Here is a 19,724-nt window from a genome sequence, read left to right on the forward strand (position 1 = left end):
CTTTGGAAAGGGGCGATCAAATGGCATATGTAAGCAATACAACAGCCATACCAAAAATGACAAGTAACACTACTCCAAGTGGAGTTGCTAGTGCAAGTAGCGTATGGATGAATGGGTATGAAGCATGGAAGGCATTTGATAGAATTAATTCTTCAATTTATGCAAGCGGAAGTGGTTCATTCAAATTAGCATATAAATTTCCAGAAAAAAAGACAATTGCAAAATATACTATTGTTAGTACTGGGTCAAATAATTGCAGTCCTAAAAATTGGACTTTTGAGGGTTCTAACGATAATGTGAATTATGATATTCTTCATTCTGTTACAAATAGTCCTTCATTCAAATTTGGAGATGCAGAAAAAAGAGAGTATAACTTCGATAATTCAAATCAATACATGTACTATAGACTTAACGTTAGTTCATCATATTCAGGAACTGTTTTTATATATGAATTAGAAATGATGGAAGTTATTTATGAGTATAGGTCACTTATATTTAATGAAAATGAATATAAGACTTATAAAGATAATAAGTTTGAATCTATTGGAACAAATCTAACAGAGGATTTATTTTTAACTTATGGATTAAATGATATTTCAACTATTCCAGAATCAGCATGGGCAGAACTTCATGGTGATGTTGAGTTACACCATTGGACAGATGACCCTAATAAAACAGAAGTGCAATTTAGCATCGAAACAGAGCCATTCACCCTCGAAGACGAATTTGCCGGACAGACTATCAAGTTAATCGAATATACAGACGACCCAAACAAAATAGAATCAACAATTACTTTAGAAACTGAGCCATTTACCCTATATGACGAGTTTAGTGATAGTGTTGATGTATTGTACTACACAGATGACCCAACAAAAGAGTCTGCTGAACTTGTAATTGATGCTAACTATAGTCCACTGGATGATCTTGAAGGCGATTTTGAAATTGTTACATGGACAGACAATGAAGAAATTGAAAAATTGGACATTGAAATGAATGCATTGCCATTCGAGCAGATTTTTATTACTCCAAATGATTTTGAGATTTTCGGCACTATTCAAAACGTTATTGCTGATAAAGTTGGAGATACCGGAAAACTTAAAATGCTAATGTCTTTTGATCAAGGACGCACGTGGGAATCATGCAGATATGGTGTATGGAATGTTATTGATATTGATGATTTGGATCAAGTAAAGAATAACGCAATGACTGTGCATGATATAGGCAAACTCAAAGAAAAACATTTTAAGAACAAAGGTGAGAATATTCGCCTGGCCTACAACTTAGATGAATCAATTCATTTAAATGACCCCATAAAGGTCGATAATATAAAAATAATAACTAGCTCTCCATTAGAGGATGTAAAATTCACGAGTGCATCTTTTTATCTTTTGAACACATTAGCGACAATCAATATTAAAGTTGCTGGCAATAAACTGATTGGAAATTTGGACGATGCGGATAAGGGCAAAGTACAATATAGAGTTTTCCTCAATGGGAAGCCTTATTACCCGCAAGATGGAGCATTTACGAGTTTGGCCCCCTCCCCACTGAACATTCAATTGAATATTTCGGAACGAGATATTATTTTTGGGGTGGAAAATGCTCTAAAGGTTGAATTCCAGGACGCCTGGGGACAGACGGATGTTTGGGAGAACAAATTTGTCGGCACCTATTCCGGTCTGATGTTTATGGATGAAAATAAACAATACTATTCAGATACTTTTGGCGGAATTCTCAAGTACCTTGATTTTGATATCATCGTTGCCGGTCAAACTACGATCGACCAAAAAGTCATAGTAAAGAACCAGTTGGGCGAACGTGTCCAAAACCTGCTCTTGGAAGTGCAGAAAGAAAATTTGCCTGATGGCGTAGAAATTCAAATGTCCTACACCTCCTCCCCATTTATACCGGAGGATTTTATTTTGTTTAACAAGTTTATTGAACCTGATGAAGAAAATGAATTTTATGTTCGCATCGCGACTCAAATCAACGCGCAGCCCGATCCTAATGGGCAATTTGAAATCAGGGCTAAAGTAGATCCTGTTTAATCTTAAATCTCAATACAATGAGGTGAGTGGGTGAAATGATTGGATGAATATCATAATTTTGAGTTAACCGGCGAAGTTAGAGTAAAAGACAGACTTTCCAACAAAGTCACAGGCAAGTATAAGCTTTACATCCCTCAAGAGAAGGAACTTGAGTCTGAACTTGTCGTCATGAAGCCGGATGAAGAAGGCTTAAACAGTGTCATTTCTATCCGTACACTTAAGAATTCCGACCTTCCCGCTTCGTTGCAGGTGATGTATCGCGGGAATGATGACATAGAGTCGTTCATTGAGGCAATAGCTGGCGAATACCTGGAAGCCGCTATACAAGTTAGACCTTATAATCGCCTATTTGGTAAATTCGAATTATTGGAAGCTCCGAGAAAAGAAGTCGGTCTGACTCCCATTGCGGACGCTTCGACAAGATCAAGAGAAGATTTGCGAACCATCAACTATGGCGACATGAAAAGTATGCTCACAGGTAAAAATGACGAAGAATCATTTGAGTCTTTTATTCACTTTGGCGAGCTATCCGATCGCATTCCTGATTTGAAACTAATCGAAAGCGCCAAGCTCAGGCTATATTATATTGAATTTCCTGCAGGCTCTCTTATCGAATTACATCAACCCAATACGATATGGCGGGAAATGGGTGTTACTCATGCCAATAAGCCTTACTCCACACGATTACTGGGCAGTGCTTATACAATCAATACAAAAGAGAGATACATTGAATTTGACCTGCTGGATGTTGCTAATCAATGGGAATCCGGACAATTACTTAATTACGGACTTATCATTCGAACTCCCGAAAATAATACGCTTAGCTTTTTTACCCGAGAATCGCAAAATTCACCGCTGCTTATTATAAAATATGTTACATCGCAAATTTATAGTTTGGGCAGAAGCCAATTTGATGGGACTATATTTATCATTGGCAAAGGCAATAAAGATATCACCGGTTATCTTACGGTACATAGCGACGTTGGGCTAGAATATTTACCATCCACTTTATATGTGCACAGATATGAAAGCCCTTTGTTCGAGGAAAAAAATGCAGCTATTGGAGCATCAAGACCGGATGTATTAGGCCAAGTTACTATCGCCCACAGAAAGCAAGAATATCTTGGGGCTGTTTTGACGATCGCAAACAAAATCCCCAAAGATTACCAATCGGACATCACAATCAATGTACCTGATTTATATTCTTGGATGAACGTTGATCCCAATGCTCATTTGCGGAGTATTTTAACTGTCGCAAGAAATGAAGTAAGCGAAATTGATAGCGGCATACTCGTTACTCGCCCGGACATTGGTGCAGCGATTACCGTCTCTAACTATAAACGAGCTGCCAATCTCTTGGAAGGCACTCTGACTGTTAAGACTACAATCGATAAAGATTATGAATCCGAGATTATGATATCTAAGCCCGATCTTTGGGGAGAAGCAACCGTCAGAGCCTTAGGTGAAAGCTCTCTAGATTCGACGATTGATATTCCCTATTACAGTAACAGAGATTCAATCATTCGAATTAATACTCCTGATTTGCCGGCATCTATGCTGATCAAATATATGACCCAAATCGATGGGGAAATTTTAGTTAAAGAAAGAAATTACCTGGAGGCTTCTATCGACATAAGACAAATTGATGAATTGTCCGGTTTTTTAATCGCAAAGCAGAAGGTTGAAAAAGAAGCCGATATTCGCATCAATGTGCCTGATTTGCCTTCAACGATTGCGCCTAGAGTTATCGGTCTGAACGACCTGGGTGTACTGGCCAGCATTCGTAAGCGCGATGTAAGCGACTTGAACAGTTCAATTCTCATCAAAGGTAAATCAAACGGCTCATACTGGTTTATATACTAACTCTTAAAGGCTCCTCGTTTCGGGGAGTCTTTTGCTTTTATATATGAAAGGGGCTCGAAATGAACTTATACTTAAAATTGATCGAAATCAAAGATTCGATAGGCTTATACTTAAAACCTTTGACAGTCCGTGAAGTTGGACTTTATGGAGCTGTTGGCTTTATCGGCGGCTCGATCGCAAAGGCGTATGGAGGTTGGAGTCCAGTGATAACCCTACTCATTATTTTAATGGCATCGGACTATCTGACCGGAGTGCTCGCCAGCCTCAAAGAAAAAAAGGGGATTAAAAGCTCCGTTTCTTTTTGGGGGCTGCTAAAAAAGGGGTTGATGATGCTTTCCGTTTTAATTGCCAATCATATTGATATCGTCATGAATACCCAAATTGTGATGAACGCCAGTATTTATTTTTGGTATGCCAATGAGGTAATTTCCTTAACCGAAAACTATGCACGATTGGGTTTGCCTCTACCTGATGTGATCAAAGATAAAATTGCCATTTTAAAAAATAAAGAAAGCGCAGATAAATGACTATTTGGCCGTTTTAGAGCGAGTGATCACTTTCGAAATACTGTAGTACCCCTTCAAAGGAACTGATCCTTTGAAGGGGCTAATTACTTGTCTACTCGTCCCAAACACTAACTTCCTTCATCTTGTCACCAGGGCGGATTTCATCCACGAGCTCCATGCCTGAAGTTACTTTGCCGAATACCGTGTGAACCCCGTTCAAATGCGGCTGCGGTTCATAGACGATGAAGAACTGGCTGCCGCCCGTGTCTTTGCCGGCATGCGCCATCGACAAAACGCCGCGTTCGTGCTTCGTCGTATTGGTTGCCGTTTCACATTTGATCGTGTAGCCGGGGCCGCCAGTGCCATTGCCGATTGGGCAGCCGCCTTGCGCCACGAAACCCGGAATCACGCGATGAAACGTCAATCCATTATAAAAACCGGAGTTGGCCAGCTTCTCGAAGTTGGCTACCGTACCTGGAGCTTCTTCCGGCAGAAACTCAATTTCCACCTCTCCGCCTTTTTCCAAAACAATTTTCCCTTTTTTCATATCGTTACACACCCTTCTTCTTTAACGTCTTTAGACAAACCTCTTTCAGTTTACTAGAAAAACGCCCGGCGCGCAAAAAAGCGGAATCGGTCCGCCTTTCGCTGGTGGAAAGACGCAACCGATCCCGCTGCTTAGAAAAGATCCGATTATTTCAAAGACGGTTGCTTCGAAATCCGCTCCGGAATCACGTCGCACGCGACCAGATCCTGCAGTGATTCCCGCTTCACGACAACGTCGCTTTGCCCGTCCTGGACGAACACGACCGCCGGACGGCGAATCCGGTTGTAGTTGCTGGCCATGGCGTAGTTGTACGCCCCCGTGCAAGCGACGGCAAGCAGGTCGCCGCTATTCACTTTCGGCAGCTCCACGTCCCAGATCAGCATATCGCCGCTTTCGCAGCATTTGCCGGCGATCGACACGGTCTCCTCGTTCTCATCAAAAGCACGGTTAGCCAGCATGGCTTCGTATTTGGATTCGTACAGCGCCGGACGCGGGTTGTCCGTCATCCCGCCGTCGACCGCCACATATTTGCGCACGCCGGGGATGTCCTTGCTGGTTCCCACCGTGTACAGCGTGGTGCCGGCGTCGCCGACAATGCTCCGGCCCGGTTCCACCCAAATTTCCGGAAGCTCGGGATAACTCGAAAAATGCTGCTTCACCGCATCGGTAATCGCGCGGACGTAGTCCGCCACCTTCAATGGAGTGTCTTCTTCCGTATAACGGATGCCGAACCCGCCGCCCAAGTTAACCACCTTAAATACGACGTTCAGCTTCTCTTTCACCTGCATCGCAAACGCGGCAACGCGCTCCACGGCCAACTGGAAGCCCTCCGTTTCGAAAATTTGCGATCCGATATGGGAATGAACCCCGAGCAGATTCAAATTAAGGCTCCGGGAAGCCAGTTCCACCGCTTCAAACGCGGAACCGTTGCCAATGTCGAATCCGAATTTGGAATCCGTCTGCCCGGTGGAAATATATTCATGCGTGTGTGCTTCCACGCCCGGCGTCACGCGCAGCAGCACGTTGACCTTAGTGCCCTTCTCTGCGGCAAGCGCCTGCAGCATGTGGAGCTCGGTGAAATTGTCCGCTACAAAACAGCCGATGCCAGCGGACATAGCCATTTCCAATTCATCCAATGTCTTGTTGTTGCCATGAAAATGGATGCGCTGCGCGGGAAAGCCTGCTTGCAAAGCCGTAAACAATTCGCCTTCGGAGACAACGTCAAGCGACAATCCCTCCTCTTCGGCCAGCCGGCACATCGCCATGACACAGAACGCTTTGCTGGCGTAAGCTACCTGGAAGGACAGCCCCGATGCCCGGAAAGCATCCATATATTCACGGCATCTTTGCCGAACAAGTGCTTCATCTACGATATAGAGCGGCGTGCCGAATTGTTGTTTCAGCTCAACTGTGTCGCAGCCGCCGATCTCGAGATGGCCTTTTGCGTTGATTTTGCTGGTACCGTGTAAATACATTCTATGCAGTCCTCCACTTTCAATTTTACACCAGTATAGCAAACAACCGATGCGCTGAAAAATGGATTTTTTCGAATAACATTTGTATTTTGTGCAAGACAAGCCAATAACCCTTATTTTTTCGGCATTCTCGTGCTATCCCGCGTTCTGTTGAATGACGGTCTTTGCTTCGAAGTCATGACCGGAACGCGGACCAATACGGCCGCCATGGCCTTTGCATTAAATGGTATAAATGGCCACAAATATGAAGCGTTATACGAACGCCGCATCGTCAGCAGCACGATAAACGCGGTTACCCCGACAATGAATCCAGGCGCCCCAAATATCGCCACCGCAAGCAAAAGAGCAAGCCGGATGATGCGGTTGGCCAATCCCAGCTCATAACTCGGCGTCGCGAACATCCCGATAGCCGCTACGGCCATGTACAGGACGACTTCATTGACGAAAAAGCCGGTCTGTACGGCGATGTCCCCGATCAGGATGGCCGCGATCAGGCCCATGGCGGAAGCCAGCGGGGTCGGCGTATGGACCGCGGCCATCCGCATTAAATCGACGCCGAATTCCACGATGAGAAACTGGCCGATCAAGGGGATTTTCGCAGTCTTCTCCGGTCCTAGAAAAGCGAGCATCGCCGGTTTGTATTCGGGATGAACGACGATCAGGAGCCAGAGCGGCAGCAGGAACAAAGATGCCAGAATACCGAAGAAGCGCACCCAACGCAAATAAGTGCCCATAAACGGCGTTTGCCGGTTTTCCTCCGCGTGCTGGCACAGATCGAAAAAGGTCGTGGGCAAAATCATCACGCTAGGCGAAGTGTCCACAAACACCACAACCCGTCCCTCCATCAAATGGGAAGCGACCACATCGGGGCGTTCCGAATAGCGCACCAGCGGGTATGGATTCCAGCCCCGGTGAACAATGGCCTCCTCCAGCTGCTTGTCGGCCAGCGGGATACCATCGATATTAACCGCTTTGATTTTTTCGCGTATCGAATCCACCTGCGTTTTATCGACGATATCGTCCACATAGGCGATGCAAACGTCGGTACGCGTACGGCGCCCAACGCTCATCACTTCGAACTTGAGCCCCGGGTCGCGAAGTCTGCGGCGTACCAGCGTAATGTTAGTGACTAGCGTTTCGGTGAATCCGTCGCGGGCACCGCGAACGACCCGTTCCAGCGACGGCTCCTCCGGGCTACGGATCGGATAACTGCGCGTATCCATCAGCACGGCGTATTGTTCCCCATCGATGAACAACACGCTCATGCCGGTCAGCGCTTTGTTTATCGCATCGCTTAATTTGTCCGTCTTCTCCACCTGAATATGGGGGATGTACAGCTCGAAAAAAGAACGCAGCGCACCCTCAGTGAGATTTTCCGCAGTCAGATAAGTCAAGCGCATGAGAATTTGCTGCATGATCTCGGTCCGGGCAAAACCATTGATAAAAAACAAAGACGTGCTTTTTCCGCCAAAAGTCATGTCCCGGATTACAATGTCAAAGCTTTCGCCCAGGCCGACGACTTCCTTCAGCGTATGTTTCGTCGTGGACAAGCTTCTGCTGATGTTGTCACTTTTCTGCCAGTATATGATCGATTCCCTGATGTTATCGGACCGTTCCATCTCCTTTTTCCGATATTCCGTTCTGCTCTCCGGATAGTGATCGCTGACGAGCACATTCTCCTCTTCACCGGGAACGAAATCCGGAATCACCTGCGGATGGTCCGCATCAGCTTGCCTCGGTCCGTTTTGTTCATTTTCCATCATTGTACCGGTCAACCTCCTTGCTATCAAAGTTAAGGTCCGTAAATGAACCATTCAAATAAAGAACCCGCCATCTTGCCGAACACCATAGCCAGCATGAGTCCAAATAAATAACGCTGCATATGCAAGCGTTTGGCCAAAATCGGCAGGACATTGAGCACCTCGGTCAAGGCCGCCGCCAGCATGCCGACGAAGATCCCGTTCATCAGGCCAACGAGCCCTTCGGCCGTCCAGGAGCCGGCCATCTTCCAATTCCAGAAATCGGCGACCGTTCCCAAAAAAGCCCCGCTCACCATCGCGCCTTCATACCAATGAACTTTACCGTAAGAGTTCGTGAGCTGTGCCAACCTGGGGATGATGTCCAGCACAATAAAAAATGCGATCATGCCTGCCCCGACGGCGATGCCTCCCGAGAGGCCGATAAAAACGGCCACTCCCGCGGTTAAGGGGGTCATCAGGACTTCTCCTTAGGCGCGCCGGTTTGATGCATTTTGTGGTATTCCTCGGCGATGACGTATTGATTCAAATTTTCTTGATACAAAAACATTTCCACTTCCAGCGGGGTAGGCTCTTCGTTCCATTTTTTCTTGAACAAGTGATTGAAAAAGACGATCATCCCCAAGCCGATACCAAGGGAATAGGCTCCCTGGAACAGGTAAGGATGCTCGTCCCGCTCGCCGGTAAGCATTTCCACGATCCGCACCTGCACCTCCGGCATGCTCACATCCGCATGAAAGTTCATGATCGTCAGCGCGGCTCCGAAAAACAGCAGCAGCCATACGAAACAAAACAAGATCAGCGAAGGCTTTTTCTCCTTTTTGACCATCTCGACAAGCACCTGGGGTTCGCCGATCAATTCGACGCGCAAAGCGGGAAAATGCTCCCGGATCACGGAAATCACCAGCATCATGTCGATCACGATCAGATTTCCGTCACGTTGCTCCGGACGGATCAGCACCAGCTCCAGCAGCCTTCGTTCAAGCCCGGAATCCGCCAGTACGCTGGCCACATCCCCCAGCCGGATCGGAACCCCGGCTGGCAACCCCGCTTGCTTGCGAAGACGCAAATAGACGGCAGAAGCGGCATCCTTCTCCAAACCGTTTCACCCCTTCACTAACGTATTGCCCATAGTATGCCATGGGAGGGGACGGTTTACTCTTTGGCGGGAGTGCTAAGCCGTGGAACGTACCGGACCGTCGCTTTAAATGAACAGGACCATCCGGGAGGGATGATCCTGTATTAATCCGGAACCGGATACGGGAAAACCCGCTGTACCCCGATTTGGTCCATACTTTTTTACAGTTTAAACTTGCCGATGAGATCCTGCAGCTGCTGTGCCATTTTGCTCAGCGCTTCCGCCGCTGTAGAAATAAAATTCACACATAGACTTAACCCAAACTTCGACCTGCTTGATGAACTGCTCAAAATATGATACTTTGAAAAAAACGGTGTGAAGCACATGCCGCTCTGACCATACAACTCTGTTCGGGTTGTCTGTCAGGGCGGCTTTTTGTTTGATTCCATAAGTTAAGGTGGTGCAGATGCTTTGTTTGAAGGGGTCTATGATGATTGGCTAGGAAAGCAAATTGCCGAAGAGAAAAGCCCAAGAAGAAGAGAATTGTTGCAGGGGGGATTAGGTCATGGAACGGTCTATTTTTTGCGCAGTATCTGGTTCCCGGCCATTGGAAGTCTTGATCATTTATATCCCGAATATGAGGTACGGGACTTTAACAACAGCTACCGCTATCTCGATCTTGCCTATATGCCCGGCGGCGCCAAAGGGTGTATTGAAATTCACGGTTATCGCTCCCATGCCCGGGACGTAGAGGTCTCCCGATTTAAAGACTTATGTATGAAACAAGCTTTGCTCGTTCTTGAAGATTGGTATTTCCTGCCTATCGCTTACTTGTCCATACGTGATGATCCCGGAATGTGCAAGCAACTGGTCCTTTCTTTTGTCGGAAAATTTTTGGCTATGGACACCCCTTCCGAACTAAGCTGGGCAGAAGCGGAAACATTGCGGTTCGGACGCAGATTACTGCGCGCATTTGAAACTCGTGAACTGGCTGCACATCTGCACCTGTCGGAAAACCGCACGAGGATTGTCCTCCGTTCACTGGTAAACAAGAAACTGCTGATGGTCGCCAGCGGAAACCAACGATACCGCACATATCGGCTAAGGAACATCCTTTAATGCTCTTGCTGCCATGTTCTTGCTGTGTTGCTTTGGCTGTGATGCTTTGGCTGTGATGCTCTTGTTGTAATGCTGCTCTTACTGCAATGCTCTTGGTTTAAGGCTGTTCTTACTGCAATGCTCTTACTGCAATGCTCTAACGGTTGCCACAAGCGCTATTCCCGCAAAAATGAGGCATCTGAACTTCTAACGGATGTAATCGACGCTATTTGTGCCATAACCACCCTTAACAGACTAAAATAGCTGAAATAACGCCGGTGGCATCCGTTAGATTTTTAAAACACGTAAAATCAGCGATTTAACGGCGATGACAACCGTTAGAAATCCATTATACACGAAACTACCTGATTTGATCCAAGTAAGCGCACCTAAAGTACTATTAGAGTTTAATCAAAGCCCTTGTGGCATCGATCCGGCCGCTATTCAAATGACTCGAATATCGAAGCCCTTAAAATCGGCGCAGGGCAATGAATCTGAATCGGGGCAAGCGGTTCTCGACCATAGCGCCGTCCAACCTCCCCGGGATCCTGGACCTTCCCGGGATCCTGGACTCTCCTGGGACGCCTGGGACGCCCGGCTCGACCGGTCAGCCTGAGTCGCCTCAAACGCGCAGATCCCCACTTTCGCCCCGACCCACGCGCCTCTCTCGGCGATAAACGGCTCGCCGATGTCCATAAACTGCCGGCCGCCGTCCAGGCTGTATCTGAACCGGCAGTGCCCCGGCTCTTGTACGACGGCTTGCAGCACAAACCCAGCGGTATTCACCGCCACCGCCGCGACGATTACGTCCGGCTGACCGCTTTCCGAGGCGGCCTGCTCGAGCAGGAAACTCCCGTCCCCAAGCGGCCTAAGCAGCAGTGCCATCGCCCGCCGGCCGAACACGACAAGCCCCGCCCGGCTATCCAGCGTAACGTGTTCCAGCGTCAGCTGCGTTGTCGCCCTAAAGGCGGGCGCCGGAAACTTCTGCAGCAGCAACTGCGGCACGTCGTACAGACGCTCGCATCCGTTCGGCAGCGGCAGCGCGTAAAGGCGGAGGCTTCCCGCCTCCGGCCGCAGCTTATACCACTCTGTCCGCGGATTGGCCTGCCACTGCCACTGCAAACCCAGCGCTGCCGCGCGAAAATCATCCGAGGTCTGCGGAATATCCGGATTCACGCTGCCGGATAACACCGCCCGCGTCCGCGGTTTGCTCCAACGCTCCACCGGCTCGCCGGGGCCACTCTTGTGCAGCTTATTTTCACCTAGCGCAATCGCACCTTGCCCGCACTCACCGAGCGCACACTCGTCTAATCCACAATCACCTAGCTCTCCCTTACCCACTTCTCCTACACCGAGTTCTCCAGCAACGGGCGCACTCTCACCTAACTCACACCCACCTGGCCCACCATTACCTAGCTCTCCCTCGCCTGCTTCACCTAAACCGAGCTCTCCCCCACCTGCTCCAGCAGCTTCACCGGATTCGCCCGGTTCACCGCCTGAACCAGGTGAAACCCGGCCTATCACAGGCCAATCGTCGGCCCAACGCATCGGCTGCAAATGAACGATCCGCCCGTAAGCGCCTTTGTCCTGAAAATGAACGAACCAAGACTCGCCGGATTCAAGCTCCACATAGCCTCCCTGATGCGGGCCGTTGACATTCGTCCCGCCTTGATGCAGCACGATTTTGTCTTCATACGGCCCGTCAATCGACCTCGCTCTGAATACGCTCTGCCAGCCGTTCTCCACACCGCCCGCCGGGGCAAAAATATAGTAATACCCGCCCCGTTTATACATTTTCGGGCCCTCGAGCGTCGGATGATCCACCGTGCCGTCGATAATGATCCGCCCTTCATCCAGCAGCCGAGTTCCGTCCGGCGCCATGCGGAAAAGCTGCAGCAGATGCTTGCGGCCGGAGCGGCTGAAGGCGAAGGCATGCACCAAGTAGGCCTGACCGTCCTCGTCCCAGAACGGACAAGGGTCGATCCAGCCTTTAGCTGCGCGTACAAGATGGGGCACGGTCCACTTCCCGGACGGATCGGCGGCTTGGCACATAAAAATCCCTTCATCCGGCGTGCTGAAAAACACCCAAAACTTCCCGTCATGATACCGCAGGCTCGGCGCCCAGATGCCTTTCCCATGCTGCATGCGGTCATATCCGGGCCAATCAAAACTCGGAACCACATGATTAATGATGGTCCAATTGACCAGATCGCGGGAATGCAGCAGCGGCAAGCCAGGCATATGATTGAAGCTCGACGAGACCATATAAAATTCGTCATGAACCACGATGATATCAGGGTCGGAATAATCCGCGTAAATGATCGGATTCCGGTACGTCCCGTCCCCCTGGTCGGGAACCCAGCCCCGCCGGCCGATCTCATGAATGTTCATCAAACGTTCCTCCAATCGCCTAATGACCTCCGCCCTTTCATTTGGCGGATTGATCGTAGCTCGCTTTTTCCTTAGCCAGCAGGTCCGCCCACTCGTCAAGCAGTTCCTGGGCGCTCATCCGTTTGGCCATCGTCTTCTGAATCAGCGGCTCCACCGCTTTTTGCACATTGCCGTAACCCGGCAAATAATAAGGTGTGTCAGCAAACTTCGTGTCCGGGGAGTTCAGCAGCTCGGCAGCCGATTTCATGTACGGAATCTCCTGCACCCAAGTATCCTGCGCTGCTTCCTTGTTGGCGGGAATTTCCCCATATAGCTTGGAGTAACGGCTGTTGATGTCATGCGACAGGTAGAAGGTCATAAATTTCCACACCGCGTCCTTGTGCTGCGCCGATTTTGACATTGTCAGCCCCAGCGGCGCAAGGCCCGGATGCTCCCTATACCCTTTCACGCTAGCCGGAAAAGGAACCGCGGCGAATTTATTGCGGTCTCCGCCAAACGCCTTTTCATGCGAGCTGGCCGAGCCAAGGTTGTGCACGACGATCGCCGTCTTATCCGACTGAAACGTGGCCGCCAGTTCGACCCAGCCTTTGTTCAGGTCGTCTTCCGGGGTGTAGACGTTGTAGGCGCCCAAATATTTTTCGACGAATTCCACATGCAGCGGGTCATTGATCGTAGGTTTGCCGTCCGCGGTAAAATAATCGGTAATGCCCGAATAAGAATACATCAGCATCTCCAGCGTATTGGCGCTGCCCGCCCCGCCGCGGATGCTAAGCCCGTAACGGCCCTTTCCCTTATCCGTGAGCTTCTCCACCGCGCTAAAAAAGTCCGGCCAAGTTTCCGGCAGCGCAATTCCGGCTTCCTTAAACCAGTCCGGCCGCACCCACAAATTCCACGTCTGCGAGCTGTAGGGCAGCGCGTACAGTTTGCCTTCTTTCGCATCCAGCTTCCGGTTGCTCGCAATGATCTCCGGCGAAATCAAATCCTTGTCTTCCCAAGCCGCAAAATAATCGTCCAGCGGTTCTAGCACATCGCGGGTAATCAAATTGGCCTCGAAATCGTTCATAATATCAGGCGCCTGTCCGGCGGAAATCGCCACATTGACCTTTTGCTGATAAGCGGACAAATCCCCCGGGACCCCGAGATAGTCCACCTCGATATCCGGATTCTGCTCTTCAAACTCCTGAATAATTTGTTCAAAAAAAGCGTTGCGCTCCGGAGTCACCGCCGCCGCCCAAAAGCTGATTTTCGTTTGCCCAACGCCCTCCCCCTGCACTCCGTCGCCGGACTCCCCAGCCCCGTTTTGAGCCGCGTTCCCACAGCCGGCAAGCAGCAGCATAATTGAAAACGTTAACAAAATAATTGCCCGAAATCGAAATGCTTTTTTCATACTTGTTCCCCCTGTAAAATAGATTTGGCGCAGCGGCCCGGACTAACCTTTAACCGCGCCGCCGCCAAGGCCCTGGATCAAATAGCGCTGGATATACATGAACAGCAGTACCGGCGGGATAAGTCCGATGATGCTGCCCGCCGCAAGCGAGGCGTACTCAACGCTGAATTCGCCGATCATAAATTTCAGCCCGATCGGAATCGTAAAACGCTCAGGCGTCGTAATAAAGGAAAAAGCGACCAAAAATTCGTTCCAGACGCCGATAAACGCAAACGCGCTCGTCGCCACGATCCCCGGCAGCACGATCGGCGTGATGATGGAGAAGATAATCCGCATCCGCCCGGCCCCGTCGACCATCGCCGCCTCGTCGATTTCCTGCGGCGTGCCGGAGATGAACCCGCGCATCAGGATCGTGTTGAACGGCACCTGTGACACGATGTAAAACAGGATAAGCGACAGCGGCGAGTTGATCAGTCCTAAATTTTTGAAAATGAGAAACAGCGGAATGACGAACAGGATCACCGGCATCATTTGCGTGGCCAGCAAAACCAGCATGAACGCGCCCCGCCCCCGGAACTTGAAGCGGCTCAGCGCATAACCGTTCAGCAAAGCCAGTACGGTGATCACCGCGACCGACACCACCGACACCAGCAAACTGTTGAGAAAATAGCCGGAGAAATTGTTCTGCGTCCACACTTTTGCGTAATTCGCCAGTGTCATCGGATGCGGTATGTAAGAAACCGCGCTGCTTATGACATCGGACTCCCGCTTCAGTGAAGTCGACAGCGCCCATAAAAACGGGATGAGCACAAACAGCAGCGTTAATGCCAGCGGGACATAAAACAGCAGCATTCTGGCCCCGATACGGCCCCATCGCCGGCTCATTTACACCGCCTCCGATCGGTTTAGTCTCAAGTAAACGATGACAAACACCAGCAGCAGCAGGAAGGTGACGACTCCAAGCGCCGAACCATATCCGTAGTTCCCATCCAGAATCGCCGTCTTCATCATGTAAATCGGCAGCGTTGTCGTCATATTCATCGGTCCGCCGCTGGTCATGGTGAAAATCATATCGATCGAGTTGAATTCCCAAATCGCCCGCAGCAAAGTGGCGAACACGATCGATTCCTTCAAATACGGCAGCGTGATATACAGCAGCTTGCGGAACCTGCCCGCGCCATCCACTTCGCAGGATTCGTACACTTCGCGGGGAATCGTCTGCAGTGCGGCGAGCAATGTGATCGCGAAAAACGGAATACCCCGCCACAGCTCGGCCACGATCACGGAGCCGAACACCGTGTCCGTGTTGGCCAGCCAGGCGATATTTTCCTGGATCAGACCTAGCCGCATCAGCAGATCGTTGATGACCCCGATATGCTGGTTATACATCAGCGACCACAACATCGTCGTCAGCACCCCGGACACCGCCCACGGAATCAGCACGAGCGAGCGCACCAGCCCGCGCAGCTTGAAGCTCTCATTGAGCAGCAAAGCGACGATCAGCCCAAATATCAGCTGCAGCACCACCTCCAGCAGCACCCATTTGACGGTGATGCCCAGCGATTCGTAAAACAACGCATCCTCCGTAAAAATACGGCGAAAGTTAGCCAGGCCGATATACCCCGCCTCATGCAGACGAGTGAAATCGTAGCTCTGCAGGCTGAGGTCAAACACGCGCAGGATGGGAAAAATCATCACCCCTGCGATCAGCAGCAGCGTCGGCGCGATAAAAAGGTAAGGCAGATACCTCTCCTTTTTCCTGCTTCTCCGCGTCAGGCCCGCAGCCGCTGCCGGGCCCGCGCCTTGCGCCGGTCTTGTTGTCTCCATAACAGCACCTCCGCGTCTATCGTAATCCAGACCCAGAAGCGGCGGAATTCATTATTTTATAAACAATGTTTGTTTTCTTTAAATGATTAAAATGGCTGGTGCTTCTTCCGGTAATCCGTCGGGGAGAGCCCGTGATGCTTTTTAAACAGGACGCTGAAATAATGCGAGTTCGGGTAACCTGTCTTATCGGCAATTTCATACGCTTTGTAATCGGTTTTAACCAGCATTTCCGCCGCCCGCTCCATTCGCGCCGAAATGATGTAGTCGACCAGGTTGACATGTTTGTATTTTTTGAACAATGTGCTGACGTAGGGGGGCGAGATGTGCACCGCGGCAGCGATGGCCGTGAGATTCAGACTCTCGTCGCAGAGATGAGCGTGAATGTAGGTTTCCATCTTTTTCAGCAACACCTGATGCGAGCTTTGCTGCGGCAAAATCTCCCCGCTGACGAACACCCCCGCCTCACCGGCCACCGCCCGAATCTGAACCGCCGCCAGCGCTTCACGGTATGATGCGGCGATACCGCCATACCCCGCAAAACATTCGCCGCACCCGATGCTGAACGGAATTTTCAGCACCTGCGCAAGCGCCCGCCGCGTCCGCTCCAGCACGGACAGCAGGCCACCCGTGGCGCCAGGCTCGGGCAAGCAGAAGATCAAATTCGCCTGCCGGTTGTAAACCGCGAAGAAGCACTGCGGCCAGGCGCAGCCCTCTCCGCCGTCCATCAATAACTCCGTACATATATTGCGGATGGAGAACAATAACAGGTCGATTTCCTCGTAATCGCCGGATCTGGAGTAACGCGTCAAATTTTCCGGCCGGATGACAGCCACCTGAAAATAATTCCCGCACAGCTCCAAGCCCAAAAGCTCCAGCTCGCTAAGCACCCACTCCCCGTTGAAGCAGCCTTCAAACAGATGGGCGAACAACTGATTTTCCATCAGAGTACGGCTTTTGCTAAGCTTTTCCTCCTCCAGCCGTTCCCGGACCAATCGCTCTCCGGCGGCAACGACCGTTTGCAAAATTTTTCCATTGTCCTCGTATTTCATAATGTAGTCAAATGCCTGCAAATTCAGCGCCTGTTTGGCGTAGTTAAAATCGTCGTAACCCGTGAGGAAAATCGTTTTCACCCGCGGGCTCAGTTCCCGCAATTTCGCGGCAAGCTCCAGCCCGTCCATAAAAGGCATGCGGATATCCGTCAGCACGATGTCCGGCGTCAGCTCAAGCGCCAGCTCCCAGGCGGCTTCGCCGTCAGAGGCCGTGCCGACCACCTCCACCCCCGCGCCGCTCCAATCGATATTGCGCTTCAGCCCTTCACAAATCCACTCATCATCGTCAGCAATCAGCAGCTTCACTGTCATATTCCTCCCCCTTCTCCGTAAAAGGCAATTCAACGGTCACCCGGGTGTATTCCCCGTGCACGCTTTCCAATTTGAGACCGTACGGAGCGCCAAAATGCAGCGCCAGCCGTCTGTGGCAATTGCGCAGACCATAAGTGATCGGCTCTTCGGCCTCGTCGATTCTATCAGCCCGGATAGAACCCGCTAGCCGGACCAGCTTGTCCGGGGCGATTCCCGAGCCGTTGTCGTACACTTCCAGGATTGCTTTATCGCCCATCCGGCGTCCGGTTATGGAAACGATTCCCCGGCCCCGTTTCGTTTTGATGCCGTGGTAAATCGCGTTTTCCACCAGCGGCTGCAGCGTCAGCTTGGGGATGGATAACGTGAGCAGCTCGTCCGCCACTTCAATCCTAAACTCGAAATCTTTGCTGTAGCGCAGGTGTAGAATTTGCAAATAACTGCGGACGTGTTCGATTTCTTCACCGATCGGAATGACCTCTTTTCCTTTGCTGATGCCAATGCGGAAAAACCGGGTCAGCGCCGCGACCATTTCCGACGCTTTCTCCTTTTCCCGTAAGTCAATTAGATGCTTGATCGAACAGAGGGTGTTGTACAAAAAATGCGGCTGTATTTGCGCCTGCAAAGCATGCAGCTCGATACGCCGTTTTTGCCGTTCTTGATCGCGGACCTCCTGCAGCAGTTGCCGGACCGTTTCCGACAGACTGGCCAGGCCGTTCGCCAGCACCCCGATTTCGTTGCGCTCATTCAGTTGAAAATTCACTTGCAGATTGCCCTGCTCGAAACGTCTCACCTGTTTGGACAAGTAACGGATCGGATCCGTCAGCTTGCGGGCCACCCAGGCGGCCACGACGACAAACACAAGCAGGACGATGAGCGTAATGCCAAAAGATATGTATTTAATCGAATGGACGCCCGCCAAAATATCGCGTTCCGGCACGATCGCCGCCAGCACCCACTGATTAAGCGGCAGCGTATCGTAGGCGATGGTCAAGTTCTCCCCCTTGAGGCTCCGCGCGGTCAGGCTCCCCCGTTCTCCGGCCAGTGACCGCAGCCTTGCGATCGTCTCCTCCGCAACTTCGTAACGCTCGTCCAGCGGCTTGGAGAACAGCGTCCCATCCGGGCTGATCAGCGCCAGCGTACCGCTGGGGCTGATTTTGACGTTTTCCATAATGTCGCGAAAATAACTTTCCCGTAAGTTAATCAGAATCAGTCCGCTGACTTCCGAGCTTGGCGTGCCGATGATTTTGAAATTGCTCAGCACCTTTCGCGACTCCACCGTATCAAACACCCCGTCCCGATGGCTGTTCAACCAGTAATAACCGCGTTCGGCCTGCTGATATTCGCCCACCCAATCGGCAAGGTCCGCGCTGACCCGGCGGGGGACGAATTCTTTTTGCAAATTGAACGAACGTCCATTGTTGAAGCCAACATAGATTGAATCGATCATCTGAAAATAAGTATGGTAAACCTCCTCGAAGCGGTCGTGCAGCCCAATGATGTCGTCATAGCGGCGCTGGTCGTAGCCTTGCCCTTCCCCCGCCAAAATGCTGCGAAACGAAGGATGGTCCTCTATGCTCACCAGTTGCTCAAACACTGTGGCGAATTTGTCGTCCAGAAACAGCGAGGTTTGCTGGACCAGATCGGACAGCGAATAATAAGTCGTCTGCTGCAGCCTGCCTGCAACCGAAAGGTAAGAAAACCATCCGGTCATCGCCACCGACAACACCAATATCGGCAAAAAAGAAATCAGCAGCTTGGACTGAATCGGCCGATCGGCAAAAAATCTTTTCATAGCTTGTCTCCTCTCCAGGAAAATAGGGAGATCATTATTATCAGCAGCCGGCCCGTGACCCCCACAAGGAAAGCGCTGTCATTTTTTTGCAACGGCAGCCGTTGCTAAAGCCGCCGGTCAATCCATGAGTTTAACATAAGGCCAACAAAATTCAATGATAATGCACATAACACCATAACACCATAACACCAAAACACCAAAACACCAAAAAACCGCCGAGAATTTTGCCCAGGCGGTCCTCTGATGTGTGAATGGTGACGGGAAGCAGTTACTGATGCTGCAAATAGCAGTATTTTATGGCGCTATTTTTGTAATTCTTCCCGATCATGCAAAATAGCGGAATTTTAAGGCCTTATTTGAGAAACGAGCTTAAAAAAACGCCATATGACCTCAAATTTCTATACATAGCGGTAAAAAATCCCTCTATTTAGGCCGTATTCCCTTTTCTTACGAAAATAAGGACCTTTTTTACACTAGCCATGCGTAAAATCTAACATGAAACGTTAGGAATTAAAGGGAACGAAAAAGTTCAAGCACTTTCCAGGATTTGGTCTTCCCAAGTAAAAAAAATTCTCCTAATGTGGAAGTGTGGCA

General features: G+C 50.2%; 15 protein-coding genes and 1 pseudogene. 4 read left to right on the forward strand and 12 right to left on the reverse strand.

Translation table 11 applies throughout. The features are described 5' to 3' along the window. The first annotated feature begins 20 nt into the window (after nt 1-20). The 3 genes from ACLD72_RS25825 to ACLD72_RS25835 all read left to right on the forward strand — a co-directional run bounded on the left by ACLD72_RS25825 (nt 21) and on the right by ACLD72_RS25835 (nt 4,438). Nucleotides 21-2,048, forward strand: a complete 2,028-nt coding sequence (locus ACLD72_RS25825; protein WP_411001231.1) for a hypothetical protein — start codon at nt 21-23, stop codon at nt 2,046-2,048. 39 nt (nt 2,049-2,087) lie between these two features. After that, nucleotides 2,088-3,911, forward strand: a complete 1,824-nt coding sequence (locus tag ACLD72_RS25830) for a DNRLRE domain-containing protein (protein WP_411001229.1) — start codon at nt 2,088-2,090, stop codon at nt 3,909-3,911. Nucleotides 3,912-3,988: 77 nt separating this feature from the next. Then, a complete protein-coding gene (locus ACLD72_RS25835; protein WP_458476220.1) occupies nt 3,989-4,438 on the forward strand; it encodes a phage holin family protein in 450 nt (149 codons plus the stop codon). A 91-nt stretch (nt 4,439-4,529) separates the two neighbouring features. Here ACLD72_RS25835 and ACLD72_RS25840 read toward each other — a convergent pair whose 3' ends face one another. The 5 genes from ACLD72_RS25840 to ACLD72_RS25860 all read right to left on the reverse strand — a co-directional run bounded on the left by ACLD72_RS25840 (nt 4,530) and on the right by ACLD72_RS25860 (nt 9,295). Beyond that, nucleotides 4,530-4,964 carry a peptidylprolyl isomerase gene (locus ACLD72_RS25840; RefSeq protein ID WP_411001225.1) on the reverse strand — a complete coding sequence of 145 codons (435 nt, stop codon included), beginning with the start codon at nt 4,962-4,964 and terminating at the stop codon, nt 4,530-4,532. A 146-nt stretch (nt 4,965-5,110) separates the two neighbouring features. Further along, complete coding sequence (gene lysA, locus ACLD72_RS25845; protein WP_411001397.1) at nt 5,111-6,439, reverse strand: diaminopimelate decarboxylase; 1,329 nt, start codon at nt 6,437-6,439, stop codon at nt 5,111-5,113. A 113-nt stretch (nt 6,440-6,552) separates the two neighbouring features. Continuing rightward, nucleotides 6,553-8,199, reverse strand: a complete 1,647-nt coding sequence (locus tag ACLD72_RS25850; RefSeq protein ID WP_397334044.1) for a spore germination protein — start codon at nt 8,197-8,199, stop codon at nt 6,553-6,555. A 32-nt stretch (nt 8,200-8,231) separates the two neighbouring features. Further along, nucleotides 8,232-8,654, reverse strand: coding sequence for a stage V sporulation protein AB (locus ACLD72_RS25855; protein ID WP_411001223.1), 423 nt, complete (start codon nt 8,652-8,654; stop codon nt 8,232-8,234). Further along, nucleotides 8,654-9,295: a stage V sporulation protein AA gene (locus tag ACLD72_RS25860; RefSeq protein ID WP_411001221.1), complete on the reverse strand. Its 642-nt coding sequence runs from the start codon at nt 9,293-9,295 to the stop codon at nt 8,654-8,656. The genes ACLD72_RS25855 and ACLD72_RS25860 overlap by 1 nt, the downstream gene beginning before the upstream one ends. A 450-nt stretch (nt 9,296-9,745) precedes the next feature. Between ACLD72_RS25860 and ACLD72_RS25865 the strand changes: the two genes are divergently transcribed. After that, entirely contained in the window at nt 9,746-10,393 is a 648-nt protein-coding gene (locus ACLD72_RS25865) for a transcriptional regulator (protein WP_411001219.1), read from the forward strand. A 423-nt stretch (nt 10,394-10,816) separates the two neighbouring features. Here ACLD72_RS25865 and ACLD72_RS25870 read toward each other — a convergent pair whose 3' ends face one another. From ACLD72_RS25870 to ACLD72_RS25900, 7 genes and pseudogenes are all read right to left on the reverse strand, one after another. After that, nucleotides 10,817-11,713 (reverse strand): beta-xylosidase family glycoside hydrolase, encoded by an 897-nt coding sequence (locus ACLD72_RS25870; RefSeq protein ID WP_458476223.1) that lies wholly within the window; start codon nt 11,711-11,713, stop codon nt 10,817-10,819. A gap of 144 nt (nt 11,714-11,857) precedes the next feature. Continuing rightward, nucleotides 11,858-12,763, reverse strand: a pseudogene (locus ACLD72_RS25875) (glycoside hydrolase 43 family protein); the annotation flags it as partial. 37 nt (nt 12,764-12,800) lie between these two features. Further along, the gene (locus ACLD72_RS25880) at nt 12,801-14,150 is read right to left on the reverse strand and encodes an ABC transporter substrate-binding protein (protein WP_411001218.1); all 1,350 of its coding nucleotides are present in this window, start codon (nt 14,148-14,150) and stop codon (nt 12,801-12,803) included. 42 nt (nt 14,151-14,192) lie between these two features. Beyond that, entirely contained in the window at nt 14,193-15,035 is an 843-nt protein-coding gene (locus ACLD72_RS25885) for a carbohydrate ABC transporter permease (protein WP_411001216.1), read from the reverse strand. After that, nucleotides 15,036-15,977 (reverse strand): carbohydrate ABC transporter permease, encoded by a 942-nt coding sequence (locus ACLD72_RS25890; protein WP_411001214.1) that lies wholly within the window; start codon nt 15,975-15,977, stop codon nt 15,036-15,038. It lies immediately after the preceding gene. A gap of 86 nt (nt 15,978-16,063) precedes the next feature. Beyond that, nucleotides 16,064-17,338 carry a response regulator gene (locus ACLD72_RS25895; protein WP_411001212.1) on the reverse strand — a complete coding sequence of 425 codons (1,275 nt, stop codon included), beginning with the start codon at nt 17,336-17,338 and terminating at the stop codon, nt 16,064-16,066. Continuing rightward, entirely contained in the window at nt 17,313-19,130 is a 1,818-nt protein-coding gene (locus ACLD72_RS25900) for a sensor histidine kinase (protein WP_411001210.1), read from the reverse strand. Before ACLD72_RS25900 ends, ACLD72_RS25895 begins: the two co-directional genes overlap by 26 nt. Nucleotides 19,131-19,724 lie beyond the last annotated feature (594 nt).

This window comes from Paenibacillus lacisediminis, assembly GCF_046567315.2.